Source organism: Streptomyces finlayi, assembly GCF_014216315.1.
In the GTDB taxonomy this organism is placed as follows: Bacteria; Actinomycetota; Actinomycetes; order Streptomycetales; family Streptomycetaceae; genus Streptomyces; species Streptomyces finlayi_A.
The window spans coordinates 3,134,923-3,159,497 of the sequence record NZ_CP045702.1; the positions used below are offsets into that span (position 1 = coordinate 3,134,923).

Annotated in this window: 24 protein-coding genes; 5 read left to right on the plus strand and 19 right to left on the minus strand. The window is 69.6% G+C overall.

Annotated features, from left to right (window positions below; translation table 11 throughout):
• Positions 1-2 precede the first annotated feature (2 nt).
• From nuoK to F0344_RS14395, 11 genes are read right to left on the minus strand one after another with little or no spacing between them, the layout of a single operon-like run.
• Positions 3-302 carry an NADH-quinone oxidoreductase subunit NuoK gene (nuoK, locus tag F0344_RS14345; RefSeq protein WP_185299156.1) on the minus strand — a complete coding sequence of 100 codons (300 nt, stop codon included), beginning with the start codon at positions 300-302 and terminating at the stop codon, positions 3-5.
• Positions 299-1,126, minus strand: coding sequence for an NADH-quinone oxidoreductase subunit J (locus tag F0344_RS14350; RefSeq protein WP_185299157.1), 828 nt, complete (start codon positions 1,124-1,126; stop codon positions 299-301). Before F0344_RS14350 ends, nuoK begins: the two co-directional genes overlap by 4 nt.
• Positions 1,123-1,752, minus strand: a complete 630-nt coding sequence (gene nuoI / locus F0344_RS14355; protein ID WP_185299158.1) for an NADH-quinone oxidoreductase subunit NuoI — start codon at positions 1,750-1,752, stop codon at positions 1,123-1,125. Before nuoI ends, F0344_RS14350 begins: the two co-directional genes overlap by 4 nt.
• The gene (nuoH, locus tag F0344_RS14360; RefSeq protein ID WP_185299159.1) at positions 1,745-3,148 is read right to left on the minus strand and encodes an NADH-quinone oxidoreductase subunit NuoH; all 1,404 of its coding nucleotides are present in this window, start codon (positions 3,146-3,148) and stop codon (positions 1,745-1,747) included. Before nuoH ends, nuoI begins: the two co-directional genes overlap by 8 nt.
• On the minus strand, positions 3,145-5,649 hold the full coding sequence (locus tag F0344_RS14365) for an NADH-quinone oxidoreductase subunit G (protein WP_185299160.1): 2,505 nt from the start codon (positions 5,647-5,649) through the stop codon (positions 3,145-3,147). The genes nuoH and F0344_RS14365 overlap by 4 nt, the downstream gene beginning before the upstream one ends.
• On the minus strand, positions 5,646-7,010 hold the full coding sequence (gene nuoF / locus F0344_RS14370; protein WP_185299161.1) for an NADH-quinone oxidoreductase subunit NuoF: 1,365 nt from the start codon (positions 7,008-7,010) through the stop codon (positions 5,646-5,648). The genes F0344_RS14365 and nuoF overlap by 4 nt, the downstream gene beginning before the upstream one ends.
• Positions 7,010-7,822: an NADH-quinone oxidoreductase subunit NuoE gene (nuoE, locus tag F0344_RS14375; RefSeq protein WP_185302685.1), complete on the minus strand. Its 813-nt coding sequence runs from the start codon at positions 7,820-7,822 to the stop codon at positions 7,010-7,012. Before nuoE ends, nuoF begins: the two co-directional genes overlap by 1 nt.
• Before the next feature lie 29 nt (positions 7,823-7,851).
• Positions 7,852-9,174: an NADH-quinone oxidoreductase subunit D gene (locus tag F0344_RS14380; protein WP_185299162.1), complete on the minus strand. Its 1,323-nt coding sequence runs from the start codon at positions 9,172-9,174 to the stop codon at positions 7,852-7,854.
• A complete protein-coding gene (locus F0344_RS14385; RefSeq protein ID WP_185299163.1) occupies positions 9,174-9,890 on the minus strand; it encodes an NADH-quinone oxidoreductase subunit C in 717 nt (238 codons plus the stop codon). The genes F0344_RS14380 and F0344_RS14385 overlap by 1 nt, the downstream gene beginning before the upstream one ends.
• On the minus strand, positions 9,887-10,441 hold the full coding sequence (locus F0344_RS14390) for a NuoB/complex I 20 kDa subunit family protein (protein WP_185299164.1): 555 nt from the start codon (positions 10,439-10,441) through the stop codon (positions 9,887-9,889). The genes F0344_RS14385 and F0344_RS14390 overlap by 4 nt, the downstream gene beginning before the upstream one ends.
• A gap of 16 nt (positions 10,442-10,457) precedes the next feature.
• Positions 10,458-10,817: an NADH-quinone oxidoreductase subunit A gene (locus F0344_RS14395; RefSeq protein WP_003992243.1), complete on the minus strand. Its 360-nt coding sequence runs from the start codon at positions 10,815-10,817 to the stop codon at positions 10,458-10,460.
• 880 nt (positions 10,818-11,697) lie between these two features.
• On the opposite strand from F0344_RS14395, the gene F0344_RS14400 reads away from it, so the two are divergent.
• Positions 11,698-12,546: a C40 family peptidase gene (locus F0344_RS14400; RefSeq protein WP_185299165.1), complete on the plus strand. Its 849-nt coding sequence runs from the start codon at positions 11,698-11,700 to the stop codon at positions 12,544-12,546.
• 93 nt (positions 12,547-12,639) lie between these two features.
• Here F0344_RS14400 and F0344_RS14405 read toward each other — a convergent pair whose 3' ends face one another.
• Positions 12,640-13,815, minus strand: coding sequence for a Cmx/CmrA family chloramphenicol efflux MFS transporter (locus F0344_RS14405; protein ID WP_185299166.1), 1,176 nt, complete (start codon positions 13,813-13,815; stop codon positions 12,640-12,642).
• 521 nt (positions 13,816-14,336) lie between these two features.
• Between F0344_RS14405 and F0344_RS14410 the strand changes: the two genes are divergently transcribed.
• Both F0344_RS14410 and F0344_RS14415 read left to right on the plus strand, forming a co-directional pair.
• On the plus strand, positions 14,337-14,579 hold the full coding sequence (locus tag F0344_RS14410) for a hypothetical protein (protein ID WP_185299167.1): 243 nt from the start codon (positions 14,337-14,339) through the stop codon (positions 14,577-14,579).
• The gene (locus F0344_RS14415; RefSeq protein WP_219732135.1) at positions 14,573-15,022 is read left to right on the plus strand and encodes a DNA-binding protein; all 450 of its coding nucleotides are present in this window, start codon (positions 14,573-14,575) and stop codon (positions 15,020-15,022) included. The genes F0344_RS14410 and F0344_RS14415 overlap by 7 nt, the downstream gene beginning before the upstream one ends.
• A gap of 60 nt (positions 15,023-15,082) precedes the next feature.
• On the opposite strand, the gene F0344_RS14420 is transcribed toward F0344_RS14415, so the two are convergent.
• Positions 15,083-16,366: a geranylgeranyl reductase family protein gene (locus F0344_RS14420; RefSeq protein WP_185299168.1), complete on the minus strand. Its 1,284-nt coding sequence runs from the start codon at positions 16,364-16,366 to the stop codon at positions 15,083-15,085.
• Positions 16,367-16,433: 67 nt separating this feature from the next.
• Between F0344_RS14420 and F0344_RS14425 the strand changes: the two genes are divergently transcribed.
• Positions 16,434-16,982, plus strand: coding sequence for a GNAT family N-acetyltransferase (locus F0344_RS14425; RefSeq protein ID WP_374940089.1), 549 nt, complete (start codon positions 16,434-16,436; stop codon positions 16,980-16,982).
• Between the two features lie 33 nt (positions 16,983-17,015).
• Here the strand turns inward: F0344_RS14425 and F0344_RS14430 are convergent, their stop codons facing one another.
• From F0344_RS14430 to F0344_RS14450, 5 genes are all read right to left on the minus strand, one after another.
• Positions 17,016-17,708 (minus strand): demethylmenaquinone methyltransferase, encoded by a 693-nt coding sequence (locus F0344_RS14430; RefSeq protein WP_185299169.1) that lies wholly within the window; start codon positions 17,706-17,708, stop codon positions 17,016-17,018.
• Between the two features lie 121 nt (positions 17,709-17,829).
• Entirely contained in the window at positions 17,830-18,294 is a 465-nt protein-coding gene (locus tag F0344_RS14435) for an imidazolonepropionase-like domain-containing protein (RefSeq protein WP_185299170.1), read from the minus strand.
• A 7-nt stretch (positions 18,295-18,301) separates the two neighbouring features.
• Complete coding sequence (gene mqnC, locus F0344_RS14440) at positions 18,302-19,501, minus strand: cyclic dehypoxanthinyl futalosine synthase (RefSeq protein ID WP_185299171.1); 1,200 nt, start codon at positions 19,499-19,501, stop codon at positions 18,302-18,304.
• Between the two features lie 72 nt (positions 19,502-19,573).
• A complete protein-coding gene (locus F0344_RS14445) occupies positions 19,574-21,319 on the minus strand; it encodes a serine/threonine-protein kinase (protein ID WP_185299172.1) in 1,746 nt (581 codons plus the stop codon).
• Between the two features lie 366 nt (positions 21,320-21,685).
• Positions 21,686-22,564: a menaquinone biosynthetic enzyme MqnA/MqnD family protein gene (locus F0344_RS14450; RefSeq protein WP_185299173.1), complete on the minus strand. Its 879-nt coding sequence runs from the start codon at positions 22,562-22,564 to the stop codon at positions 21,686-21,688.
• 321 nt (positions 22,565-22,885) lie between these two features.
• Here F0344_RS14450 and F0344_RS14455 point away from each other — a divergent pair, with 321 nt between their 5' ends.
• The gene (locus tag F0344_RS14455) at positions 22,886-23,089 is read left to right on the plus strand and encodes a cold-shock protein (RefSeq protein WP_003967102.1); all 204 of its coding nucleotides are present in this window, start codon (positions 22,886-22,888) and stop codon (positions 23,087-23,089) included.
• 110 nt (positions 23,090-23,199) lie between these two features.
• Here F0344_RS14455 and F0344_RS14460 read toward each other — a convergent pair whose 3' ends face one another.
• Positions 23,200-24,420 carry an amidohydrolase family protein gene (locus F0344_RS14460; protein ID WP_185299174.1) on the minus strand — a complete coding sequence of 407 codons (1,221 nt, stop codon included), beginning with the start codon at positions 24,418-24,420 and terminating at the stop codon, positions 23,200-23,202.
• Positions 24,421-24,575: the final 155 nt, after the last annotated feature.

The window sequence follows — 24,575 nt, forward strand, 5'->3', positions numbered from 1 at the left end:
CCTTACAGCTTCATCAGGCTGGCGTCGTCGACCGAGGCCGAGTGGCGGGAGCGGAACAGCGACACGATGATCGCGAGCCCGACCACGACCTCCGCGGCGGCGACGACCATCGTGAAGAAGGCGATGATCTGGCCGTCGAGGTTGCCGTGCATCCGGGAGAACGTGACGAGCGCGAGGTTGCAGGCGTTGAGCATCAGCTCCACGCACATGAACACCACGATCGCGTTCCGCCTGATCAGCACCCCTGAGGCACCGATCGTGAACAAAAGGGCCGCGAGGTAGAGGTAGTTGACCGGGTTCACTTGGCGACCTCCTCTTCGTCGTTGTCACGGCCCAGCCGGGCCCCCGAGCGCTGTTCCAGCGCCTTGAGGTCGGCGAGTGCCTCGTTCGACACGTCACGCATCTGGCCGCGCTTGCGCAGGGTCTGCATGACGGTGAGTTCGGACGGGGTGCCGTCCGGGAGCAGACCCGCGATGTCCACCGCGTTGTGCCGGGCGTAGACACCCGGCGCGGGCAGCGGCGGGAGGTGGCTGCCGCGCACCCGCTCCTCGGACATCTCCCGCTGCGTCTTCGCCCGTTCGGTGCGCTCGCGGTGCGTGAGCACCATCGCGCCGACGGTCGCCGTGATCAGCAGGGCGCCGGTGATCTCGAAGGCGAAGACGTACTTGGTGAAGATGAGGTTGGCGAGCCCCTCGACGTTGCCCCCGTGTGCCGCGTTGGCCGCACCGAGCCCGTTGAAGTTGTTCAGCGAGGCGTTGCCGATGCCCGCGCTGAGCAGGACGCCGAAGCCGAGCCCGCAGCCGACGGCCAGCCAGCGCTGGCCCTTCAGCGTCTCCTTCAGCGAGTCGGCCGCCGTGACGCCGACGAGCATGACCACGAAGAGGAACAGCATCATGATCGCGCCGGTGTAGACGACGACCTGGACGATCCCGAGGAAGTACGCCCCGTTGGCGAGGTAGAAGACCGCGAGGATGATCATCGTCCCGGCGAGCGACAGCGCACTGTGCACGGCCTTCTTCAGCAGGACGGTGGCGAGTGCGCCGATCACGGCGACCGTGCCGAGGATCCAGAACTGGACGGCCTCGCCGGTCGAGGTGGCGGAGGCCGCAGCGGCCAGGCCGTTCATGCGTCCACCTCCTGGTCCTCGGTGGCCTTCTCGCCCTCGGCGGGCTTCTCGCTCTCACCCTTGGAGACCGCGGTCTGGCGCTCCGTACCCGGAGCGGCCCCGGTCACCAGGCCCCGGTAGTAGTCCTGTTCGTCCATGCCGGGGAAGATCGCGTGCGGACTGTCGACCATGCCTTCCTCCAGCCCGGCGAGCAGCTCGTCCTTGGTGTAGATGAGGCTCTCGCGGGTGGTGTTGGCGAGCTCGAACTCGTTCGTCATCGTCAGTGCCCGGGTGGGGCACGCCTCGATGCACAGTCCGCAGAGGATGCAGCGCGCGTAGTTGATCTGGTAGACGCGGCCGTAGCGCTCACCCGGGGAGTAGCGCTCCTCCTCGGTGTTCTCCGCGCCCTCGACGTAGATCGCGTCGGCCGGACAGGCCCAGGCGCACAGCTCGCAGCCGATGCACTTCTCCAGGCCGTCCGGATGACGGTTGAGCTGGTGCCGGCCGTGGAAGCGCGGCGCCGTCACCTTCTGCGTCTCCGGATACTGCTCCGTCAGCCGCTTCTTGAACATGGCCTTGAAGGTCACGCCGAAGCCGGCCACAGGATTCTGGAACTTCTCCCCTGAGGGCTCTGATGACTCAGACACCGTCAGCCTCCTTTCCGTCACTCGGATTCTCGTCACTGTGAGTATCCGGCCCGCCACTGACAACGAGCTCGCGCTCACGACGCGACCTGCGCCGCGGCACCGGCGGCAGGGTCTGTCCGGGCAGTGGCGGCACCGGGAACCCTCCCGCCATCGGGTCGAACGCCGGCTCAGGTCCGGCCGCCGCGTCCGCCTCCTTGGCCTTGCGGTCGCGGAAGATGTCGGCGACGAAGGAGATCAGCAGGATCGCGATCACGGCTCCGGCGACGTACAGGACGATGCTCGAGAAGTCGTAGCCCTCGTTGCGCAGCGCGCGGACGGTGGCGACCAGCATCAGCCAGGCCACCGAGACGGGGATCAGGACCTTCCAGCCGAGCTTCATCAGCTGGTCGTACCGGACACGCGGCAGCGTGCCGCGCAGCCAGATGAAGAAGAACAGCAGCAGCTGGACCTTGAGGACGAACCAGAGCATCGGCCACCAGCCGTGGTTCGCGCCCTCCCAGAAGGTGCTGATCGGGTACGGAGCCCGCCAGCCGCCCAGGAACAGGGTCACGGAGACCGCGGAGACGGTGACCATGTTGACGTACTCGGCGAGCATGAACATCGCGAACTTGATCGACGAGTACTCGGTGTTGAAGCCGCCGACGAGGTCGCCCTCGGACTCCGGCATGTCGAACGGGGCCCGGTTGGTCTCACCGACCATCGTGACGATGTAGATGATGAAGGAGACCGGCAGCAGGATGATGAACCAGCGGTCCTCCTGCGCCTCCACGATCTTCGAGGTCGACATCGACCCGGAGTAGAGGAAGACCGAGGCGAACGCGGCGCCCATCGCGATCTCGTAACTGATCATCTGGGCGCAGGAACGCAGACCGCCGAGCAGCGGGTACGTCGAGCCGGAGGACCAGCCCGCCAGCACGATGCCGTAGATGCCGACCGAGGCGACCGCGAGGATGTACAGCATCGCGATCGGAAGGTCGGTGAGCTGCATCGCCGTACGGTGCCCGAAGATCGACACCTCGTTGCCCGCGGGGCCGAACGGGATCACCGCGATCGCCATGAACGCGGGGATGGCGGCGATGATCGGCGCCAGGACGTAGACGACCTTGTCCGCCCGCTTGACGATGACGTCTTCCTTGAGCATGAGCTTCATGCCGTCGGCGAGGGACTGGAGCATGCCCCAGGGGCCGTGCCGGTTGGGTCCGATACGCAGCTGCATCCAGGCGACGACCTTGCGCTCCCACACGATGGAGAAGAGCACGGTCAGCATCAGGAACGCGAAGCAGAAGACCGCCTTGACGACGACGAGCCACCACGGGTCGGTGCCGAACATCGAGAGGTCCTCGGCGGCGAGCACCGCACCCTGCGGCGCCGCGGCGAGTCGGTCGAGGCCAGTCACGCTCGCACCTCCGGTGAGTCTGCGGTGGCTCCGGCGGCGGGGCCGATCCGGACCAGTCCGCCGGGCTGCGCACCCGTGTCTGCGGGAACGCCCTTCCCCGCGGAGTTCAGCGGCACCCAGACCACCCGGTCCGGCATGACGGTGACCGCCAGCGGGAAGGTGACGGTGCCGTCGGGGCCGGTGACGGCCAGCAGGTCGCCGTCCTTCACGCCGGTCTCCGCCGCGGTGGTCTCCGACAGCCGGGCGACGGCCGCGTGCCGGGTCCCGGCCAGCGCTTCGTCGCCTTCCTGGAGACGGCCCAGGTCGAGCAGCATCCGGTGGCCCGCGAGGACCGCCTCGCCGTCGCCGGGCCTGGGCAGCGGCCGGCTGACGTCACGCGGGTCGTCGGCGTGGGACCCCGCCCAGCCACCGAGCCGGTCCAGCTCGCGCCGGGCCGTCCTCAGGTCCGGCAGCGCGAGGTTCGCGTCGAGTGCGTCGGCCAGCATGTGCAGCACCCGGGTGTCACTCGGGGCGAGCGTCCGGGGCATCTGATCCGGCTTCAGCGCCGCCTCGAACATCCGGGCCCTGCCCTCCCAGTTGAGGAAGGTGCCGGGCTTCTCGGCGACCGCCGCGACGGGGAACACCACATCGGCCCGCCGGGTGACCTCGCTGGGCCTCAGCTCCAGGGAGACCAGGAAACCGACCTGGTCCAGGGCCTCCAGCGCACGCGCCGGGTCCGGCAGGTCGACGGTCTCCACACCGGCGACGAGCAGCGCGCCCAGCTCACCGGTGGCCGCCGCCTCGACGATCTGGCCGGTGTCGCGGCCGTAACGGGAGGGGAGTTCGGCGACGCCCCAGACGGACGCCACCTCGTCCCTGGCCCGCGGGTCGGTCGCCGGGCGTCCGCCGGGGAGCAGCGAAGGCAGCGCGCCCGCCTCCACCGCGCCCCGCTCGCCGGCCCGCCGCGGAATCCACACGAGCGTGGCGCCGGTGGCGGCGGCCGTCCTGACCACGGCGCTCAGCGCGCCCGGCACTCCGGCCAGCCGCTCACCGACGACGATCACCGATCCGGCGCCGCGCAGCGCCTCGGCGGCGACCGCTCCGTCACCGTCGAGGCCGACGCCGCCCGCGAGCGCGTCGAGCCACTCGGTTTCGGTGCCGGGGGCGGCGGGAAGCAGCGTGCCGCCCGCCTTCGTCAGCCCGCGCGTGGCGTGCGTGGCGAGCGCGAAGGTCCGCAGGCCGTGCTTCCGGTTGGCCTTGCGGAGCCGCAGGAAGACGCCGGGCGCCTCCTCCTCCGACTCGAAACCGACGAGGAGAACGGCCGGGGCCTTCTCCAGCGACGTGTACGTGACCCCGTTGCCGTCCAGGTCACGGCCGCGTCCGGCCACCCGGGAGGCCAGGAAGTCGGCCTCCTCGCCGCTGTGGACGCGGGCCCGGAAGTCGATGTCGTTCGTGTCGAGGGCGATCCGCGCGAACTTGCTGTAGGCGTACGCGTCCTCGACGGTCAGCCGGCCGCCGGTGAGGACGCCGGTACGGCCCCGGGCGGCGGCGAGCCCGCGGGCCGCAGTCTCCAGTGCCTCGGGCCAGCTCGACGGTTCGAGTACGCCGTCCGCGTTGCGCACGAGCGGCGTGGTGAGCCGGTCGCGCTGCTGGGCGTACCGGAACCCGAAGCGGCCCTTGTCGCAGAGCCACTCCTCGTTGACCTCGGGGTCGTTGGACGCCAGGCGCCGCATGACCTTGCCGCGCCGGTGGTCGGTGCGGGTGGCGCAGCCGCCCGCGCAGTGCTCGCACACCGAGGGCGAGGACACCAGGTCGAAGGGCCGGGAGCGGAACCGGTACGCCGCCGAGGTCAGCGCCCCGACCGGGCAGATCTGGATGGTGTTGCCGGAGAAGTAGGACTCGAAGGGGTCGCCCTGTCCCGTACCGACCTGCTGGAGCGCGCCGCGCTCGAGCAGTTCGATCATCGGGTCGCCCGCCACCTGGTTGGAGAACCGGGTGCAGCGCGCACAGAGCACGCACCGCTCACGGTCCAGCAGCACCTGGGTGGAGATCGGGACGGGCTTCTCGAACGTCCGCTTCTTCCCGTCGAACCGGGAGTCGGCGGCGCCGTGCGACATCGCCTGGTTCTGCAGGGGGCACTCGCCGCCCTTGTCGCAGACGGGGCAGTCCAGCGGGTGGTTGATGAGCAGGAGCTCCATCACACCCTTCTGCGCCTTGTCCGCGACGGGCGAGGTGAGCTGCGACTTCACGACCATGCCGTCGGTGCACGTGATGGTGCAGGACGCCATCGGCTTGCGCTGGCCCTCCACCTCGACGATGCACTGGCGGCAGGCACCCACGGGGTCGAGGAGCGGGTGGTCGCAGAAGCGCGGGATCTCGATGCCGAGGAGTTCGGCGGCCCGGATGACGAGGGTGCCCTTGGGCACGCTGATGTCGATGCCGTCGATGGTCAGCGTGACGAGGTCCTCGGGCGGGACCGCCGCCTCGCCGCCCCCGGAGGGCGCACTCGTGGTGACTGTCATGCGTTCACCCCCCGGTGAGCGTTCTTGTCGTCGGCCCAGACGGTCGACTTGGCGGGATCGAAGGGGCAGCCCTTGCCCGTGATGTGCTGCTCGTACTCCTCGCGGAAGTACTTCAGCGAGGAGAAGATCGGCTGGGCAGCGCCGTCGCCGAGGGCGCAGAAGGACTTGCCGTTGACGTTGTCGGCGATGTCGTTGAGCTTGTCCAGGTCCGACATCACGCCCTTGCCCGCTTCGATGTCGCGGAGCAACTGGACGAGCCAGTAGGTGCCCTCACGGCAGGGCGTGCACTTGCCGCAGGACTCGTGGGCGTAGAACTCGGTCCAGCGGGTGACGGCCCTGACCACACAGGTGGTCTCGTCGAAGCACTGGAGCGCCTTGGTGCCGAGCATGGAGCCGGCGGCGCCGACGCCCTCGTAGTCGAGGGGGACGTCGAGGTGTTCCTCGGTGAGCATCGGGGTGGACGAGCCGCCGGGGGTCCAGAACTTCAGACGGTGACCGGCGCGGATGCCGCCGCTCATGTCGAGGAGCTGGCGCAGTGTGATGCCGAGCGGGGCCTCGTACTGGCCGGGGCTGGTGACGTGCCCGCTGAGCGAGTACAGCGTGAAGCCCGGGGACTTCTCGCTGCCCATCGACTTGAACCAGTCCTTGCCCCGGTTCAGGATCGCGGGAACGGAGGCGATCGACTCGACGTTGTTCACCACGGTGGGGCAGGCGTACAGACCGGCGACCGCCGGGAAGGGCGGTCGCAGCCGGGGCTGGCCACGCCGTCCTTCGAGCGAGTCGAGCAGTGCGGTTTCCTCACCGCAGATGTACGCGCCGGCGCCCGCGTGCACGGTGAGTTCGAGATCGAGTCCGGAGCCCAGGACGTTCTTCCCGAGGTATCCGGCCTCGTACGCCTCGCGGACCGCCTCGTGCAGGCGCCGCAGTACGGGGACGACCTCGCCGCGCAGATAGATGAAGGCGTGCGAGGAGCGGATCGCGTAGCAGGCGATCACCATGCCCTCGATGAGGCTGTGCGGATTGGCGAAGAGCAGCGGGATGTCCTTGCAGGTCCCGGGCTCCGACTCGTCGGCGTTGACGACCAGGTAGTGCGGCTTGCCGTCGCCCTGCGGAATGAACTGCCACTTCATCCCGGTGGGGAAGCCGGCGCCGCCGCGTCCGCGCAGACCGGAGTCCTTGACGTACGCGATGAGGTCGTCGGGCGACATGGCGAGGGCCTTGCGCAGGCCCTCGTATCCGTCGTGACGCCGGTAGGTCTCCAGGGTCCAGGATTCGGGCTCGTCCCAGAACGCGGACAGGACCGGTGCCAGCAGCTTCTCGGGGCTGGTCCCGTTCTTGTCGATTTCGGCGGCCAACGTCATCACTCCCCCTCCTCGGCGACGGGACCGGACGGGTGGTCCGGGTCGGAGGCCGAGGTCTTCTGTGGTGCGTCGTGGGAGCTGAGGTGCTCGGCGCCCTTGTGCGGTTCGTCCCGGGGGGACTCGCCCCGCGGGCCGACGACGCGCGCGTGCGGGACCTCGCCCTTGGCGAGCCTGAGCCCGATCAGCGAGGCGGGGCCCGCACCGCCGGTGGCCTCGACGGCGCCGGGGCGCTCGTCGGGGAAGCCGGCCAGGATGCGGGCCGTGTCCTTGTAGGTGCACAGCGGGGCGCCGCGGGTGGGCTCGACGGTCCGGCCCGCGATGAGGTCGTCCACGAGTCGCGTCGCGCTCTCGGGCGTCTGGTTGTCGAAGAACTCCCAGTTCACCATCACGACGGGGGCGAAGTCGCAGGCCGCGTTGCACTCGATGTGTTCGAGCGTGACCTTGCCGTCCTCGGTCGTCTCGTCGTTGCCGACGCCCAGGTGGTCCTTGAGCCGGTCGAAGATGGCGTCGCCGCCCATGACCGCGCACAGGGTGTTGGTGCAGACACCGACCTGGTAGTCGCCGCTCGGCCGGCGCCGGTACATCGTGTAGAAGGTCGCGACCGCGTTGACCTCGGCGGTGGTGAGGTCGAGCAGTTCGGCGCAGAAGGCCATGCCCGTACGGGAGACGTACCCCTCCTCGGACTGCACGAGGTGGAGCAGCGGCAGCAGCGCGGAGCGGCTGCCGGGGTAGCGGGCGATCACCTCCTTCGCGTCCGCTTCGAGCCGGGCGCGCACCTCGGCCGGGTAGCCGGGGGCGGGGAGCTGCGGCATCCCCAGACTGACCTCTTGATTGATTCCGGTCACCGGTCGACGCCTCCCATCACGGGGTCGAGGGACGCAACGGCGACGATGACGTCGGCGACCTGGCCGCCCTCGCACATCGCCGCCATGGCCTGGAGGTTGGTGAAGGACGGGTCGCGGAAGTGGACCCGGTAGGGGCGGGTGCCGCCGTCCGATACGACGTGCACGCCGAGTTCGCCCTTGGGCGACTCGACCGCGGTGTACGTCTGTCCGGCCGGGACCCGGAAGCCCTCGGTCACCAGCTTGAAGTGGTGGATCAGGGCCTCCATGGAGGTGCCCATGATCTTCTTGATGTGGTCGAGCGAGTTGCCGAGACCGTCCGGGCCGAGCGCGAGCTGCGCGGGCCAGGCGATCTTCTTGTCGGCGACCATGACCGGTCCCGGCTCCAGCCGGTCCAGGCACTGTTCGATGATCCGCAGCGACTGGCGCATCTCTTCCAGCCGGATGAGGAAGCGGCCGTAGGAGTCGCAGGTGTCCGCGGTGGGCACGTCGAACTCGTAGGTCTCGTAGCCGCAGTACGGGTCGCTCTTGCGCAGGTCGTGCGGGAGTCCGGCGGAGCGCAGGACGGGGCCGGTGGCACCGAGCGCCATGCAGCCGGTCAGGTCGAGATAGCCGACGTCCTGCATACGGGCCTTGAAGATGGGGTTGCCGGTGGCGAGCTTGTCGTACTCCGGCAGGTTCTTCTTCATGGTCTTGATGAACTCGCGCAGCTGGTCGACCGCGCCCGGGGGGAGGTCCTGGGCGAGTCCGCCGGGCCTGATGAACGCGTGGTTCATCCGAAGGCCGGTGATCAGCTCGAAGAGATCGAGAACGAGTTCACGATCGCGGAAGCCGTAGATCATGATCGTGGTGGCGCCGAGCTCCATACCGCCGGTGGCGATGCACACCAGGTGGGAGGAGATCCGGTTGAGCTCCATCAGCAGGACGCGCAGGACGGTGGCCCGGTCGGGGATCTGGTCCTCGATGCCGAGCAGCTTCTCGACGCCGAGGCAGTACGCCGCCTCGTTGAAGAACGGCGTCAGGTAGTCCATGCGCGTGACGAAGGTGGTGCCCTGCGTCCAGTTCCGGAATTCGAGGTTCTTCTCGATGCCGGTGTGGAGGTAGCCGATGCCGCAGCGGGCCTCGGTGACGGTCTCACCGTCGATCTCCAGGATCAGCCGCAGCACGCCGTGCGTGGACGGGTGCTGGGGGCCCATGTTGACGATGATGCGCTCGTCGTCGGCCTTGAGGGCCGACTCGACGACCTCGTCCCAGTCGCCGCCGGTGACCGTATATACGGTCCCCTCGGTCGTGGCGCGGGGAGTTGCATGGGGAGTGGTCATCAGGAGTACGACCTCCGCTGGTCCGGAGCCGGGATCTGGGCGCCCTTGTACTCGACGGCGATGCCGCCGAGGGGGTAGTCCTTGCGCTGCGGGAAGCCCTGCCAGTCGTCCGGCATCATGATCCGGGTCAGGGCCGGGTGCCCGTCGAAGACGAGCCCGAAGAAGTCGTACGTCTCGCGCTCGTGCCAGTCGTTGGTCGGGTAGACCTCGACGAGGGACGGGACGTGCGGATCGCTGTCCGGGGCCGACACCTCCAGGCGGATCAGCCGGCCGTGGGTGAGCGAGCGCAGGTGGTAGACGGCGTGCAGCTCGCGGCCCACGTCCCCGAGGAAGTGGACACCGCTGACTCCCGTGCAGAGCTCGAAGCGCAGGGCCGGGTCGTCGCGCAGGGTGCGGGCGACCTGGAGCAGGTGCTCACGGGCGATGTGGAAGGTCAGCTCGCCCCGGTCGACGACGGTCTTCTCGATGGCGTGGGCGGGAAGCAGGTCCTGTTCCTCCAGGGCCCCTTCGAGCTCGTCGGCCACTTCGTCGAACCAGCCGCCGTACGGGCGGGGCGTCGGCCCCGGCAGGGTCACGGTACGGACGAGGCCGCCGTAGCCGGAGGTGTCGCCGTCGTTGTTGGCGCCGAACATCCCCTTGCGTACGCCGATGACCTCGCCGGACTCGTCGCGCGGGGCGGGCACCTGACCACTGTTGGTGTTCAGTTCGTCGCTCATCGCAGCAGCCCCTTCATCTCGATGAGGGGGAGCGCCTTCAGGGCCGCCTCCTCCGCCTCGCGGGCGGCCTCCTCCGCGTTGACCCCGAGCTTGGTGCCCTGGATCTTCTGGTGGAGCTTGAGGATGGCGTCGATCAGCATCTCGGGACGCGGCGGGCATCCCGGCAAATAGATATCAACCGGCACAATATGATCAACACCCTGCACAATGGCGTAGTTGTTGAACATTCCGCCCGATGATGCGCAAACTCCCATGGAGATGACCCACTTGGGGTTCGGCATCTGGTCGTAGACCTGCCGCAGGACGGGCGCCATCTTCTGGCTGACCCGTCCCGCGACGATCATCAGATCCGCCTGCCGCGGCGAGCCGCGGAAGACCTCCATGCCGAAGCGGGCCAGGTCGTAGCGCCCGGCTCCGGTCGTCATCATCTCGATGGCGCAGCAGGCGAGTCCGAAGGTGGCGGGGAAGACGGAGGACTTCCGTACCCAGCCGGCGGCCTCTTCCACCGTTGTCAGCACGAAGCCGCTTGGCAGTTTCTCTTCGAGTCCCATGGTGCCCCTCAGCCCCTCAGTCCCATTCCAGGCCGCCGCGGCGCCACACATACGCGTAGGCGACGAAGACGGTGAGCACGAAGAGCAGCATCTCGACGAGCCCGAAGATCCCGAGGGCGTCGAAGGTGACCGCCCAGGGATAGAGGAAGACGATCTCGATGTCGAAGACGATGAAAAGCATCGCCGTCAGGTAGTACTTGATCGGAAAGCGGCCGCCTCCGGCCGGAGTGGGGGTGGGTTCGATACCGCACTCGTACGCTTCGAGCTTTGCCCGGTTGTAGCGCTTGGGGCCGATAAGCGTGGCCATGACCACGGAAAAGATCGCAAACCCTGCCCCGAGGGCGCCGAGCACGAGGATGGGCGCGTAGGCATTCACGCTCCTCGCTCCTTCCAGTCGTCCTTGACCGTTGGACCGCATCGGGCGACCGGCTCGCCACCTCACCAAGATCGTGCACATGTGAGGCAGTTCACAAGCCCGACTGCCCCGCATCCTATGCCTGCCGTCCTGTGATCTGCGACACGGGGTGCCCCACCTTCTTTGTGATCTCCACCACCTGGCGAACGATCATGAAGACGGATGAGCGGTGATCTTCGTACGCGAAGCGGTCGAGTGATCACGAGACGTGACATCTGATGCTGTTGCCGCTGGTCAAAGACGTGTCGCAGTACCAACCGAGCGGGCGCTCAGGCAAATTGGATATGGACGGCGCCGGGTGGTAGAGAGCTCGACGGCGTCCCGCGCTCACCCGGAAGGGGGGTCCGGGGGTGCGATGTGGACATGTGCATCCATTCACGAACTTCCGGACGCACGAGCGACGCACATCCGGATGCCTCGCGCGGCGACGCGCGAGCCGTCCGGCCGGCCCTCGACCCACCCCCCGATCCGGACCCGGCCCGCGTGCGCCTGACCGCACGTCAGGCCGGCGGACCCTCTCCAGCCGCCCCGCCCCTCGCCGCCCCTCACGGCTGCCCCTCACGGCTGCCCCTCACGGCCGACTCACGCTGTGACCTGCATCACCTCACGTGAGCTCCAACTAAAGCGGGCTTGGCCATCGGTGTGAACGGATGCTAGGCGACGGGCAATTCGGGCGTATTGCTGAAAGTCGGTGATCACGGCATGGATGAGCCATGCCCGTTTTGCCCGTTACGGCGTCAATAAAGGTCCCCACGAAGCGGATTCACAGGTTCCGGACGTAACTGTGTCGCAACACACCTTTCTTGAAGGGACCCCGGATGCCCTGATAGCGCTAGTTCTCATGCCCCACACCGCTCACATACCCAGCCACCGGAAACCCCGCCAGAGTGCTTCGAAGACGGCACTGCGAGCCGGAGTTGCCGGTGGCGTCCTCAGCACCATCGCGGTCGCAGGTGCCGCCGGACCGGCTCAGGCCGAGCCGGTGACCCAGACCATCGAGATGCCCACGATCACCTCCGGGCTCTCCCCCGCCGTCGCGGCTTCCGCCGAGGCCACGCAGCAGGTCGCCTTCGACCTGGAGACGCAGGCCAACGAGGACGCGGCAGCGAAGACCGCCGCCAAGAAGGCCAAGACGGCCAAGGCGGAGGCCGTGCGCGAGGCCGAGGCCAAGAAGAAGGCCGAGGCCGCCGCCAAGGCGAGGGCCCAGGCCGCCGAAGAGGCCGCCGAACGCGCCTCCCGGACCGCCGAGCGCACGACGCTCAGCGCCTCCACGGGCTCGTCCGCCGAGTCCTCCGCATCCTCCTCCACTCCCTCGTACTCCTCGTCGAGCGCCACGGGCTCCGCCGCGTCCATCGTGGCCTTCGCCAAGGCACAGGTCGGCGACGCGTACGTGATGGGTGGCACCGGCCCCAATTCGTGGGACTGCTCCGGACTCATGCAGGCGGCGTTCCGCACGGCCGGCATCGACCTGCCGCGCGTCTCGGGGGCCCAGTCGACGGCCGGCACCTCGGTCTCGCTGAGCAACCTCCAGCCGGGCGACATCCTGTACTGGGGCAGCCAGGGCAGCGCCTACCACGTCGCGGTCTACGTGGGCGGCGGCCAGTACGTCGGGGCGCAGAACCCCAGCACCGGTGTCGTGCAGCGCTCCATGGACTACGACATGCCGACCGGCGCGGTCCGCGTTCTCTGATTCACAAGCGCTCCGGTGAGCGTCTGAACCCTGACGAAGGGCTGCCACTCCCCCGCTCGGGAGCGGCAGCCCTTCGCTGTGCGCCGGGTCCGGTCAGCGCAGGAGCGCCTCGGCAGGTCGCCTGTCCGCCTCGGGTGCGAGCATCAGCACCGCCGAAAGGGCGAGCGCACCCGCCGTCAGGAGCGCGCTGACCCAGAGTGGTGCGCGGAGACCGAAGCCGGCGCCGAGGGCCAGGCCGCCGAGCCACGGGCCCAGCGCGGCGCCCACGTTGAACGCGGCGGTGGCGAAGGAGCCGGCCAGGGTGGGGGCGTCGGGCGCCAGGTGGAGGACCCGGGTGATGAGCGCCGTTCCCGTCGCGAAGGCCAGCGCGCCCTGGCAGAGGACCAGGACGAGCGTCGCCGCCGGGTTGCCCGCCGTGAGGGCGAGCGCCGCCCAGCCGAGGAGCAGCACGGTCGTGCCGGACCCGATGAGCGCGGCGGGCCGCGTCCCCGCGATGCGACCCGCCACGGTGACGCCGATGAACGAGCCGACGCCGAACAGCGCGAGGACGGCGGGCACCCATGCGGAGCCGAATCCGGTGACGCGGGTGACCAGTGGTTCCAGGTACGAGAAGGCGCAGAACGTCGCGCCCTGGACGAGCGCCATGACGAGCAGGGTGAGCAGGAGCCGGGGGCGTCCCAGGGACCGCAGTTCGCCGCGCGCCCCCGCCCCGCCGGTGTCCGGCCGGCCCGCCGGGACGACCCTGGCGAGTGCCACGAGCGCCGGTACGGAGACGAGCGCCACCGCCCAGAACGCCGACCGCCAGCCCCACAGTGAGCCGAGCGCCGCTCCGGCGGGCACCCCCACGACGCAGGCGACGGTGACCCCACCGACCACGACGGCGGTGGCCCGCGCCCTGACGTGCGGTTCGACCATCGCGAGCGCGGTCATCAGGGCGACGGCCCAGAAACCGGCGTTGGCGAGTGCGCCGACGACCCGGGTCGCGAGCAGCACCCCGTATCCCGGGGTGAGCGCCCCGACCACATGGACGGCGACGAAGACGGAGAGGAAGAAGAGCAGTGCGCGACGCCGTGGCCAGGAGCGGCTGAGCAGGGCGGTGAGCGGCGCGCCGATCACCATCCCCAGGGCGAACGCCGAGGTGAGCAGACCCGCCGCGGGCAGAGACACCTCCAGGTCGGTGGCGATACCGGAGACGAGACCGGACAGCATGAACTCGGACGTGCCCTGGGCGAATACCGCCAGCCCGAGCACGTAGACAGCGAATGGCATGAGAAGGACCCCTTGGACGGAACCGTCGGTGGAACGACCGGTGTACGAGGGGGTGGGCCGCGCCCGCGCGGCCGCCGGTGGTCGGCGGCGGGCGGCGACGCGGGGGAAAGTCCGTACCGCCCGGGTCGGCACGGACGTGACTCGGCCATGCGTACGCGTGCGTCACGCCGGGGCGAGGGGAAAAGGAGATGCGCGGCCCACACCGCGAGGGTCCGGCCGTGGGGCGGGGCACCGTCGCCGAAACCGACGACCACGCGGTCGCGCGGCTCGTTCCGGTTCGGTTCGACAGAGGCCCGGCCACCGGCGGACCGGTGGCTACCGTCTGTCCGACTCGGGGGTGGCCATGCGCGGACGCTACCAGCGCGGAGTCCCGGTCTCCACCGCTTTCAGCCAGGGGGGAGGGCGCCTGCCCGCAGCGCCAGAGCTTCTGCTGACCGATGCGATTCGCCCTCTTCCCCATAAGGGTCGCCAGGCGGGACGCCCCGGAAGAATTTTCCTACCAGCGGTGCTACGTTTTAGGTATGAGCAGCCACGCCGCCCACCAGGCCACCGAGCGGGCCGGCAAGAGATCCGTGTCGCTGGCGCAATCGTTGATCAAGGAAGTCGAGGAGCGCACCGGCAAGAACGGCTTCTCCTCCGTTGTGGCCGAAGCCCTGGAGGAGTGGCTCGCCGCACAAAAGCTCCGCGAGGTCGTGGCCGCCGACCGCAAGGCATTCGGCCCCGTCTCCGCCGAGGCGCGGCGGCAGGCGGAACAGGAGTGGTAAGCAAACGGCTCAAGATCAGGGCCAAGAGTGAGGGCACGCTCGTCCTGGACGCCCAAGGGCTTTCGCTGCACGTCGACGGTGACGAGGGGATGCGTGCGCGCATCGAGGTCGCCCAGCAGAACGGCCGACGAGTGGCGCTGTCCGCCCTGACGCCCTTGGAGGTGCGCCGAAGCGGGGAGGCCGCCAAGCGGCTCCAATTCCTGCTGTCCCGGTTCGACGTGAAGCCGGTCAGCGACGCGGTGACAGACGCCGCGGAGAGGCTGTTGGACGTCTCGGGTCTTGACGGGCATGAATGCCTCGTGGACGCGCTCGTGGTCGCCACAGCCGCGCTCTGCGCGCCCCCGGTGCTGCTCGTAACCTCCGACAAGTCGCACATCCCGGCCCTGTGCAAGGCTGCCGAGGAGCTTCCAGGCTCGCCGAAAGTGAAGATCGTCAACGTCTGAGAGTTCAACCGGCGTACGCCGGGCTGCCCAGCCATCTGCCGGGCAGCCGGCCTTGCACGATCAGGAGTTCGGGGCCACCTTCGCCAGGCCGTTGATGATGCGGTCCATCGCGTCGCCGCCCGTGGGGTCGGTCAGGTTGGCGAGCATCTTCAGGGTGAACTTCATCAGGACCGGGTGGGTCAGCCCGCGTTGGGTCGCGATCTTCATGACCTTCGGGTTGCCGATGAGCTTCACGAAGGCGCGGCCCATCGTGTAGTACCCGCCGTAGGTCTCCTTGAGGACCTTCGGGTAGTTGTTCAGGGCCAGTTCGCGCTGCGCCGGGGTCGAGCGGGCGTGCGCCTGGACGATGACGTCCGCGGCGATCTGGCCCGACTCCATGGCGTACGCGATGCCTTCGCCGTTGAACGGGTTGACCATGCCGCCCGCGTCACCGACGAGCAGCAGGCCCTTGGTGTAGTGCGGCTGGCGGTTGAACGCCATCGGGAGCGCGGCGCCCCGGATCGGCGTCGTCATGTTCTCCGGGGTGTAGCCCCAGTCCTCCGGCATGGACGCGCACCAGGCCTTCAGCACCTCGCGCCAGTCCAGCTCCTTGAACGCGGAGGAGGAGTTGAGGATGCCGAGGCCGACATTGGACGTGCCGTCACCCATGCCGAAGATCCAGCCGTAGCCCGGCAGCAGCCGGTCCTCGGCGCCGCGGCGGTCCCACAGCTCCAGCCAGGACTCCAGGTAGTCGTCGTCGTGGCGGGGCGAGGTGAAGTACGTACGGACCGCGACGCCCATCGGGCGGTCCTCGCGCCGGTGCAGGCCCATCGCGAGGGACAGCCGGGTGGAGTTGCCGTCGGCTGCGACGACGAGCGGGGCGTGGAAGGTGACCTCGGTCTTCTCCTCGCCGAGCTTCGCGTTCACGCCCGTGATGCGGCCGGTGCGCTCGTCGAGGATCGGGGCGCCGACGTTGCAGCGCTCGTACAGCCGCGCGCCCGCCTTCTGCGCCTGCCGGGCCAGCTGCTCGTCGAAGTCGTCCCGCTTGCGGACCAGTCCGTAGTCCGGGTACGAGGCGAGTTCCGGCCAGTCCAGCTGGAGGCGGACGCCACCGCCGATGATGCGCAGGCCCTTGTTGCGGAGCCAGCCGGCCTCTTCGGAGATGTCGATGCCCATGGAGACGAGCTGCTTGGTGGCACGGGGGGTGAGGCCGTCGCCGCAGACCTTCTCGCGCGGGAAGGCCGTCTTCTCCAGGAGGAGGACGTCCAGTCCGGCCTTGGCCAGGTAGTACGCGGTCGTGGAGCCGGCTGGGCCCGCCCCGACGACGATCACATCCGCGCTGTGTTCGGAGGGGGGCTCGGTCACGGTCGGATCTCCCGAAGACTCGAAATCGCGTGCCGCTCGGCACAGGTCCCGTGCAGTCTATGGGGGCATGCCGGTCAACTTTCCGAAGGGCTACCCGATGCCGATCGCTCCTGGTCCGACCCCTGCCGTACGTCTGCGCGTCCCGACCGACGAGGACGCGCTCGCCTGGCACCGGGTGTTCGCCGACCCCCAAGTGATGGAGTTCCTCGGCGGCCGGCCGGCGGAACTCTCCGTGTACGAGGAGCTGACCGCACGCCAGCGCCGCCACGACGCGGAGCTCGGCCACTGTCTGTGGACCGTGCTGGACGACACGGACGAGGTACTCGGCTTCACCGGGGCGCAGCCGTGGCCGCACACCGCGTACGGGCCGGTGGGCGAGACCGAGATCGGCTGGCGGCTGGGGCGGGCCGCGTGGGGGCGCGGTTACGCGACCGCCGCCGCCCGCACCACGCTGGAGCGGGTACGGGCGGCGGGAGTGTCGGACGTCGTCGCGATGGTCGACTCGCGCAACACGCGCTCGCTCGCGGTCGCCCGGCGTCTCGGCATGCGGCAGGCCGAGACCTTCACGACGCCGGTTCCGGGGCAGGAGGCGTACTGCTTCCGGCTGGAGCTGTGAGGGGCCTGGCGGTGTCTGCCGGACCGACCGGGGTCAGCGGCGTACGCCCCGGTGCAGGGCCACCACTCCGCCGGTGAGGTTGCGCCAGGCGACGTCGGACCAGCCGGCCTTCCGGAGCAGGCCGGCGAGGCCCGCCTGGTCGGGCCAGGCGCGGATCGACTCGGCGAGGTAGACGTACGCGTCCGGGTTGGAGGACACCGCGCGGGCGACCGGCGGCAGGGCGCGCATCAGGTACTCGGTGTAGACCGTGCGGAACGGCGCCCACGTCGGCTGGGAGAACTCGCAGATCACCACGCGTCCGCCGGGCTTCGTCACCCGGTACAGCTCGCGGAGCGCCTGCTCGGTCGCCTGGACGTTGCGCAGGCCGAAGGAGATCGTCACCGCGTCGAAGGTCTCGTCGCGGAACGGCAGCTTCGTCGCGTCGCCCGCGGTGAAGGGCAGCCAGGAGTGCCGCTTCTTGCCCTCGCGGAGCATGCCGATCGAGAAGTCGCACGGCACGACGTACGCACCGGTCGCGGCGAACGGCAGCGAGGACGTCGCCGTGCCCGCGGCGAGGTCGAGGATCTTCTCGGCCGGTCGCGCGTGCACCGCCTTCGCGACCTCCTTGCGCCACAGCCGGGCCTGGCCGAGCGAGAGCACATCGTTGGTGATGTCGTACTTGGCCGCCACGTCGTCGAACATCGAGGCGACTTCGTGCGGCTGCTTTTCCAGGGAGGCTCGGGTCACCCGTCCATTCAAGCAGCCCGGCACCTCCCGTATCCCAGCGGAGTGGACCGGCTTCAGCCTTTTGGGTCCGTCCGCACTCGGTACAGGGGTGAGACCACCGGTCCCCGGGCCGTACGGCGCCTCAGCGCCGCCGGTGCACCAACCGCCCCGCCAGTACGGTCGCCACGCACGCGCCGTCGTCGTCGATCACGGCCAGGTCGGCACGGCCGCCCACCACCAGCGCCGGCCGGTGACCGGCGGCCACCCGCACGAGGCCGCTCCGGTCGACCGCGGCGCGTACGGCCGGATCCGTCAGGTCGTCCACGACCGCGGTGACGCCCTCCCCCAGCAGCGCGTGGATGCCCCGCCGTACGGACTCGCCCCGGTGGTCCGGCCGTTCGGGCAGATACGCGTCCGGGTGAAAGGTGTCCTCCAGCAGCGCCCGCGCCCCGTCCCGCACCCGCCCGGGAACGATCTCACCGGGCCAGCGCCGTACCCGCGCGCCCGGATGGGCGGCGGACAGGTCCTCGTAGCCGCCGAAGGCCGCGACCAGCCGCCCCTCGACGAGAACGGCGGGCCCGGTCGCGGCCGTGTGAAGCGTCAGCACGCAGGACCTAGTTGGCGCTGAGGAGCTTCAGCTCCGGATGGGCCGTGCCGCCCTCGATGGCGGTGGACGAGATGTGCGAGACGACGCGCTCGTCGACCGGGTCGTTCGCCGGGTCGTCGTGCACGACGAGGTGCTCGTACGTCGTGGCGCGCTGGGCGGGGACCCGGTCCGCCTTGCGGATCAGGTCGATGATCTCCATGCGGTTGGAGCGGTGCTTGGCACCTGCGGAGGAGACGACGTTCTCCTCCAGCATGATCGAGCCGAGGTCGTCGGCGCCGTAGTGCAGGGAGAGCTGGCCGACCTCCTTGCCGGTGGTCAGCCAGGAGCCCTGGATGTGGGCGACGTTGTCGAGGAAGAGCCGGGCGATGGAGATCATCCGCAGGTACTCGAAGAGCGTGGCCTGCGTCTGTCCCTTCAGCTTGTTGTTCTCCGGCTGGTAGGTGTACGGGATGAACGCGCGGAAGCCGCCGGTGCGGTCCTGCACGTCCCGGATCATGCTCAGGTGCTCGATGCGCTCCGCGTTGGTCTCGCCGGTGCCCATCAGCATGGTGGAGGTCGACTCGACCCCGAGGCCGTGCGCGATCTCCATGATCTCCAGCCAGCGCTCGCCGGACTCCTTGAGCGGGGCGATCGCCTTGCGCGGCCGGGCGGGCAGCAGTTCGGCGCCCGCGCCCGCGAAGGAGTCGAGGCCGGCGGCGTGGATCCGCTGGATGGCCTCCTCCGCCGAGACCTCGGAGATCCGGGCCATGTGCTCGATCTCGGAGGCACCGAGGGAGTGGATGACCAGCTGCGGGAACGCCTTCTTGATCGCGGAGAAGTGCGTCTCGTAGTACTCGACACCGAAGTCCGGGTGGTGACCGCCCTGGAACATGATCTGGGTACCGCCCAGTTCGACGGTCTCCGCGCAGCGGCGCAGGATGTCGTCGAGGTCGCGGGTCCAGCCCTTGTCCGTGTCCTTCGGCGCCGCGTAGAACGCGCAGAACTTGCACGCGGTCACGCACACGTTGGTGTAGTTGATGTTGCGCTCGATGATGTACGTGGCGATGTGCTCCGTACCCGCGTAACGGCGGCGGCGTACGGCGTCGGCCGCAGCTCCCAGCGCGTGCAGCGGTGCCGACCGGTAGAGGTCGAGCGCCTCCTCCGGGGAGATCCGCCCACCCTCGGCGGCACGGTCGAGGACGGTCTGAAGGTCGGCCTTCTCGGTCACCGGGCTGTCACCTTTCGGTGGTTTTACAACGAATCCACGGACCGATCCAGCCTACGCCAGCCCTTGTCGGCCTCAGCCGCCGGACCGGGTGAGCGTGCCACGCGGCTTGCCGGCACCCTCCTCGTACGACTGGTAGGTGAGCGTTCCCTCCGGATTCAGGGTGAACGTGAGGTCGGCGGCGTCGCCCGTGCACAGGCCCGTACTGCTCGCCCTGTCCGGGTCGAGGCGCTCACGGATCTTCACCACCCGCTCGGTGGCGGAGGAGAGTTCGCCGATGCTGTGGCAGGTGACGGTGGTACCGAGGACGGTCAGCGAGACCGTCATCCGGGCCACGTCCGACCCCTCGCGGCCCTGGGTGAACACCGCGGTCAGCGTGCCGTGCGGGGCGCCGCTCCGTTCGGTCACGGGGCCCTTCCAGGTGCCGGCGAACGCCTTCGGGAGCGAGCCGGTCCGACCGGCCGTCGCCCCGGGCGAGGGACTCCCCGACGCGGTGGCGGCGGGCGGGGTCGCAGCGTTCTCGTTCCCCTTCGTGTCGTCGCCGTCCGGAAACAGACCGGACAGCATCCCGTTGCCCACGGTCACGGCGGCGAGCGCGCCCGCCACGGCCAGCGCGACGGTGCAGCTCACCCGCCGGCCACGGCGCGCACCCGGCTGCGAGTCGGCGTTCACCGTGACGGAGAACCGGGGGTCGGGGGTACGCGGACCGGGCAGAAGGCCGTCACCCTGGGCCCCTTCGGCACCCTGACCGCCCTGAGCGCCTACGCCCACCAGCCCGCCGCAACCACCCGGGCCGCCCGCCGACGGGGGCATGGCCGGCCGGGGTGGGGGCGGGGCGATCGGCGGACCGAACACGCCCCGCACCGGACTGCCCAGCGAGGCGTTGCTGAACGGCACGGGACCGGACAGGCCCGGTTCGTCCGGCGGCGGCTCCAGGTCCAGCAGCGCCACGGCCGCCTGGCTGACCTCGCGCACCAGGGCGTTCGGCAGCCACCCCGAGGCCACCATCGCGGCGGCGCCGGCGGGTGCGAGCAGCCTGGCCAGGTCAGCCGGATGGGGCCGGGCGACGGGGTCCTTCGCCAGACACCCGGCGACCACCGCACGCAGTTCGCCCTCCAGATCGCCCAGCTCCGGTTCCTCGTGCACCACCTTGTAGAGGAGTACGGCGGAGGAGTCACCGAGGAAGGGGGCACTGCCCGTCGCCGCGTACGCGAGGACCGCGCCGAGCGAGAAGACGTCGGCCGCACCCGAGATGTCGAGGCCGCGGATCTGTTCCGGCGCCATGTAGCCGGGCGAGCCGACCGAGACCCCGGTGGAGGTGAGCGAGACGGTGGCGCCGAGGGCGCGGGCGATCCCGAAGTCGATCAGCCGGGGGCCGTCGAGGGCGAGCAGCACGTTGGACGGCTTCACGTCCCGGTGGATGAGGTCCTCGGCATGGACGGCGGCCAGCGCCTCGGCGAGACCGGCGCCCAGGGTCCGTACCGCGTACTCGGGCAGGGGTCCGTGCGTGGGGACGGCCTGCGAGAGCGGGGGTCCCGCCACGTAGCCGGTCGCGACCCACGGCACGGGTGCGTCCGGGTCGGCGTCCAGGACCGGGGCCGTCCACTGCGCGCCGACCCGCCTGGCCGACTCGACCTCGCGGCGGAACCGGGCGCGGAACTGCTCGTCGAGCGCGAAGTGCGGATGGACGACCTTGACGGCGACGGTGCGCCCGCCCGCGCTGCGCCCCAGGTAGACCCGGCCCATCCCGCCCGCACCGAGCCTGCCGAGGAGCCGGTAGGCGCCGATGGTGTGCGGTTCGCCGGCTTCCAGCGGCTGCATATGGACTCCCCCTGTGGACCGTCCCGACCTGCGACCCGAAGCCTAGGCGCACGGGTCACCCGGTCACAGGGAAACGTTCTGCCGATTTCACCCCTATGGGGAACGAACGGCGGTTTTCGCCACCGCGAAAGGCGTGAATGTGTCGGTGGTGCGGTCAGCGGTCCGGTCGGTGATCCAGTCGCTGTCCGGTCGATACCGGGACGCGAGCGGGACCACCGCCCGACGCCTTCCCCTATTCGTCACACCCGTACACCTGGCGGACCCGCATCTCTTTCGTTCCATTCACCGGAACGGAATGCTCCGGCCCACCCCCCGCGGTAACGCGATAAACATCCCGGGGAGGGCCGGCATTCCCCCATTCCCGCCTCAGCCGCCGAGCAGCTCGACCTTCACGTCGGCGGGGAAGCCCGTCGTCGCCCCGGTGCGCCGGGCGAACTCCCGCACACCCTTCAACTGGTCCGGGCCGAAGCGGAAGTCGAGCGTCGTGAAGTACCGCTCCAGGAGCTCCGCGTCGAAGGACTCCCAGCGCGCCGCCTGCTCCGCCACCTTGGTGACCTCCTCCAGGGAGACGTCGCGCGAGGCAAGGAACGCCTCGTGGACCTTGGTCACGTACTCGGGATGCGCGGCCAGGTAGTCCTTGCGGGCGGCCCATACGGCGAAGACGAACGGCAGCCCGGTCCACTCCTTCCACATCTGCCCCAGGTCGTGGACCTGGAGGCCGAGGCGGGGGGCGTCGTGCAGGTTGGCGCGGAGCGCGGCGTCCCCGATGAGGACGGCGGCGTCCGCCTCCTGCATCATCACGCCGAGGTCGGGCGGGCAGGTGTAGTAGTCGGGCTCGACCCCGTACCGCTCGGAGAGCAGCAGCTGCGCCAGGCGTACGGAGGTGCGCGAGGTCGAACCGAGCGCCACCCGGGCCCGGTCGAGCTGCTCCAGCGGCACCTGGGACACGATCACGCACGACATGACGGGGCCGTCGCAGCCGACCGCGATGTCGGGGAAGGCCACCAGGTCGTCGGCGTTGCGCAGGAACTCGACCAGCGTGACGGGGCCGATGTCGAGGTCGCCCCTGATCAGCTGCTCGCTGAGTCTCTCCGGGGTGTCCTTCGAGAGCTCCAGGTCGAGCAGGGTCCCGGTCCGTGCCAGCCCCCAGTAGAGCGGAAGACAGTTGAGGAACTGGATGTGGCCGACGCGCGGCCGGCTGCGACGGTCGTCGTCTTCGACGGGAGAGACGGTTGAATTGTCCACATCGTGAGGCTAGACCTGTGTGTGCCGACCGGCGTCAGCGGGTCGTCCCGGGCCCTTCCCCGACCCGGCCGCAAGGCGCTCCCGGAGCCCCTCTCCGCTTGCCTCTCCGTCGACCTGTCCGTTCCTCTAATCAAACTTCCGGATGAAGTGATCATTGCCCCTACCGCTCCCCGCGGAGTGCGTGCTACGCTCGCCGCAAGTTGCAGTTTGGTTTCCCTTGCAGTACAGAGCCTGCGGAGCATGTAACCCGCAGGCTTTTGTAGTTTTCAGACTTGTTTGCAGGTTCTGGAGCAGGGCAACCCTTTGGCCCAAGGAGGGCTTATGGCTACCGGAACCGTCAAGTGGTTCAACGCTGAAAAGGGCTTCGGCTTCATCGCCCAGGACGGCGGCGGCCCGGATGTCTTCGTTCATTACTCCGCGATCAACGCGTCCGGGTTCCGCTCCCTCGAGGAGAACCAGGTCGTGAACTTCGACGTCACTCAGGGACCCAAGGGTCCGCAGGCTGAGAACGTCACCCCGGCCTAGTTGCCCGGGTCGGTCGATCGCGGCCGGCATAGCAGTACCCAAGGAGCCCCGCTCCCCGCCTCGGCGGGGAACGGGGCTCCTGTCTTGTCCGGCCCAGGCCGTGCGACCTCCTACGCCCCCGCCCACAGCCCGTCGTCGGTCAGCCCCAGCAGGTCGATCGCGTTGCCGCGTACGATCCGGTCCACGACGTCCGCGTCCAGGTGCGCCATCTGCGACTCCCCCACCTCGCGCGAGCGGGGCCAGGTGGAGTCGGAGTGCGGGTAGTCCGTCTCGTACAGGACGTTCCCGACGCCGATCGCGTCGAGGTTCCGCAGCCCGAAGGGGTCGTCGAAGAAGCAGCCGAAGACATGCTCGGCGAACAGCTCGGACGGCGGCCTGTGCACCTTGTCGGCGACGCCGCCCCAGGCCCGGTTCTCCTCCCAGACCACGTCGGCGCGTTCCAGGATGTACGGAATCCAGCCGATCTGGCCCTCCGCGTACATGATCCGGAGGTTGGGGAAGCGCTCGAACTTGCCGCTCATCAGCCAGTCGACCATCGAGAAGCAGCAGTTGGCGAAGGTGATGGTGGACCCGACGGCGGGCGGGGCGTCGGCCGAGGTGGACGGCATCCGCGACGAGGAGCCGATGTGCATGGCGATCACCGTCCCCGTCTCGTCGCAGGCCCGCAGGAACGGGTCCCATTCGTCCGTGTGGACGGACGGCAGCCCGAGATGCGGGGGTATCTCGGAGAACGCCACCGCGCGCACGCCCCGCGCGGCGTTGCGCCGCACCTCCTCGGCCGCGAGGCGGGCGTCCCAGAGCGGCACGAGGGTGAGCGGGATCAGCCGGCCCCGCGCGTCCGGGCCGCACCACTCCTCGACCATCCAGTCGTTGTACGCGCGCACGCCCAGCAGCCCCAGTTCACGGTCCTTCGCTTCGGTGAAGGTCTGGCCGCAGAAGCGTGGAAACGTGGGGAAGCAGAGCGCCGACTGGACGTGGTTGACGTCCATGTCGGCCAGCCGCTCGGGCACCGAGAACGAGCCCGGACGCATCTGTTCGTACGTGATGACTTCGAGCTTGATCTCGTCGCGGTCGTAGCCGACGGCGGTGTCCAGCCGGGTGAGCGGGCGGCGCAGATCCTCGTACACCCACCAGTCACCGACCGGCCCGTCGTCGCCCTTCTCCCCCATGACGGGCGCGAACTTGCCGCCGAGGAAGCTCATTTCCTTGAGCGGGGCCCGGACGATGCGCGGACCGGAGTCCGCGTACCTGGACGGGAGCCGGTCCCGCCAGACATGAGGGGGCTCCACCGTGTGGTCGTCCACCGAGATGATCTTCGGGAAGGTCTCCATGTCCTCCACGGTAGCGCCGATCTGACGAACCGTCAGCTACCTGTGCGGTCCGCCGGTTCCGAATCGTTGTCGAGGGCTTGTGCAGAGCGTCACCCACTGCTGACGGACCGGCCCGGAACAAGGCAGACTGTTGACCGCGATACCAGTGGTAAGGA

What these genes read in the sequence shown, in the direction of transcription:
- F0344_RS14350 (WP_185299157.1), bottom strand. Translation starts at nt 1,126, where the DNA reads ATGAACGGCCTGGCCGCTGCGGCCTCCGCCACCTCGACCGGCGAGGCC.
- F0344_RS14365 (WP_185299160.1), bottom strand. Translation starts at nt 5,649, where the DNA reads ATGACAGTCACCACGAGTGCGCCCTCCGGGGGCGGCGAGGCGGCGGTC.
- nuoF (WP_185299161.1), bottom strand. Translation starts at nt 7,010, where the DNA reads ATGACGTTGGCCGCCGAAATCGACAAGAACGGGACCAGCCCCGAGAAG.
- nuoE (WP_185302685.1), bottom strand. Translation starts at nt 7,822, where the DNA reads ATGCCGCAGCTCCCCGCCCCCGGCTACCCGGCCGAGGTGCGCGCCCGG.
- F0344_RS14380 (WP_185299162.1), bottom strand. Translation starts at nt 9,174, where the DNA reads ATGACCACTCCCCATGCAACTCCCCGCGCCACGACCGAGGGGACCGTA.
- F0344_RS14385 (WP_185299163.1), bottom strand. Translation starts at nt 9,890, where the DNA reads ATGAGCGACGAACTGAACACCAACAGTGGTCAGGTGCCCGCCCCGCGC.
- F0344_RS14390 (WP_185299164.1), bottom strand. Translation starts at nt 10,441, where the DNA reads ATGGGACTCGAAGAGAAACTGCCAAGCGGCTTCGTGCTGACAACGGTG.
- F0344_RS14400 (WP_185299165.1), top strand. Translation starts at nt 11,698, where the DNA reads ATGCCCCACACCGCTCACATACCCAGCCACCGGAAACCCCGCCAGAGT.
- F0344_RS14405 (WP_185299166.1), bottom strand. Translation starts at nt 13,815, where the DNA reads ATGCCATTCGCTGTCTACGTGCTCGGGCTGGCGGTATTCGCCCAGGGC.
- F0344_RS14410 (WP_185299167.1), top strand. Translation starts at nt 14,337, where the DNA reads ATGAGCAGCCACGCCGCCCACCAGGCCACCGAGCGGGCCGGCAAGAGA.
- F0344_RS14425 (WP_374940089.1), top strand. Translation starts at nt 16,434, where the DNA reads ATGCCGGTCAACTTTCCGAAGGGCTACCCGATGCCGATCGCTCCTGGT.
- F0344_RS14445 (WP_185299172.1), bottom strand. Translation starts at nt 21,319, where the DNA reads ATGCAGCCGCTGGAAGCCGGCGAACCGCACACCATCGGCGCCTACCGG.
- F0344_RS14455 (WP_003967102.1), top strand. Translation starts at nt 22,886, where the DNA reads ATGGCTACCGGAACCGTCAAGTGGTTCAACGCTGAAAAGGGCTTCGGC.
- F0344_RS14460 (WP_185299174.1), bottom strand. Translation starts at nt 24,420, where the DNA reads ATGGAGACCTTCCCGAAGATCATCTCGGTGGACGACCACACGGTGGAG.